The sequence below is a fragment of the Vibrio sp. V04_P4A5T148 genome (genome assembly GCF_963875605.1).
In the GTDB taxonomy this organism is placed as follows: Bacteria; Pseudomonadota; Gammaproteobacteria; order Enterobacterales; family Vibrionaceae; genus Vibrio; species Vibrio anguillarum.
The window spans coordinates 3,957-5,707 of sequence record NZ_CAWNMS010000110.1; the positions used below are offsets into that span (position 1 = coordinate 3,957).

Below are 1,751 nucleotides of genomic sequence, written 5' to 3' on the forward strand. Positions count from 1 at the left end.
GATTTGGAAGAAAAGTGACGAGCGTAGCATGCTCGGCGGACGTTTGGATGCTGAAGGTTATTTTGCCGATCAATTCACCGCGATAAACAACCCAACACGATCAAGAAACAACAAATATGTGATGATTGTTTATTGCTTAAGTTCAACCATCAGAACATGGAATTTACCGTTCAATTTCAACTTGATTTGGCTGATAGAAACTCACCTTGCCTAACGCCCGGCTAAGGGGTTGACGACGCATAGCCGAACTTAAAAAACACACTGTAAACACTGAACTTCAATTTTGAACTAAAGCCGCCAAGCGTTGGCAATCCCTCTTGAGCCGTTTGTTATGCAAATTCAATGAGATAAACCAAATTTACACGACCAAAGGCAACCGTTGCAATGGTTGAGTGATTCAAGAACCAACCCAAGCCAGAGCCGTGATAAATAAGCCGCCAAAACAAAGTCCACCTTTCAGCAACAAACCAAACTTTTGAATCAGGAAAACTTAACGAGCGAAATCTTCAACAAGTACGAAATAATCGATTAACTTGCCCTTTCCGCACTTTACACCCACTAAATTCACAACGCGCCAACGCTAAAAATGATTGAGGCAAACCAAGAATCTTGTCTGTTTTACGGTTTGAGTTAACCAAGAATCTGAGGATAAAAAGCTCATTTGCCGACAACACAAAACGAATAGCCGGAGAAATCCCAAAAGATTGAACCCCTAAATTTACCTGAGTTGCATAACGCCCGGCTAAGGGGTTGGCAACGTACCGCCAAACTTAAAAAACACACCTTAAACACTGAGCTTCAATTTTGCACTAAAGTCGCCACGCGTTGGCAATCCCTCTTGAGCCGTTTGTTAGGCCAACCGATTGACAACGATACTTTCAAAACCCAAGAATAAGGCATTTTTGAAAACTGAAAAAAACTAAACGATTCATTTATAAACCAAAATCTCAAATCAGCAAAGAAACAAAAAACTCAAATTGAGCGATTTGGAAGAAAAGTGACGAGCGTAGCATGCTCGGCGGACGTTTGGATGCTGAAGGTTATTTTGCCGCTAAACTCACAACGATAAACAACCCAACGCGATCACGAAACAACAAATATGTGATGACTATTTATTGCCTAACTTAAGCCAGAAAACCTTGAATTTACCGTTCAATTCCAACTCGATTTAGCTGATAAAAACTCACTTTGCCTAACGCCCGGCTAAGGGGTTGACAACGCATAGCCGAACTCAAAAAACACACCGTAAACACTGAACTTCAATTTTGCACTAAAGTCGCCACGCGTTGGCAATCCCTCTTGAGCCGTTTGTTATGCAGTTTTTTAACCAATACTCAGTATAAAGAACGAATTGCTTAGCCAAACTTATCTTTAGCTGCCACAATTCGCACTGTCATTTACTACCAACTGGTTCATCATGAAACTTTTAGTTCGCAATCTATCTCGCTCTACAACTGAACAAGAACTTCGTGTTTTATTCTCAGCTCATGGCTCCGTAGCCGAATGTACGCTTGTTTTAGACCAAGTAACGGGTCAATCAAAAGGCTTTGCTTTTGTCGAAATGCCAAACGAAAACGAAGCTAATGCTGCAATTTCTAGCCTAAACCTTTCTGACGTAGCCAAAAGCAAAATCAGAGTAAAAGCCGCAGAATAAACACCTTATAGACAAAAAGAGTAAAGCTCCGTCAGTTCAAATACATTGGGCTGACGTTTTTTAGTTTCCGTTGAACCTGTAGAACTGCATAACGCCC

General features: G+C 41.1%; 2 protein-coding genes. Both read left to right on the top strand.

Annotated features, from left to right (window positions below; translation table 11 throughout):
• Nucleotides 1-28 precede the first annotated feature (28 nt).
• Nucleotides 29-214 carry a hypothetical protein gene (locus tag AACT18_RS17660; protein ID WP_094146627.1) on the top strand — a complete coding sequence of 62 codons (186 nt, stop codon included), beginning with the start codon at nucleotides 29-31 and terminating at the stop codon, nucleotides 212-214.
• 1,203 nt (nucleotides 215-1,417) lie between these two features.
• On the top strand, nucleotides 1,418-1,654 hold the full coding sequence (locus tag AACT18_RS17665; protein ID WP_013867767.1) for an RNA recognition motif domain-containing protein: 237 nt from the start codon (nucleotides 1,418-1,420) through the stop codon (nucleotides 1,652-1,654).
• Nucleotides 1,655-1,751 lie beyond the last annotated feature (97 nt).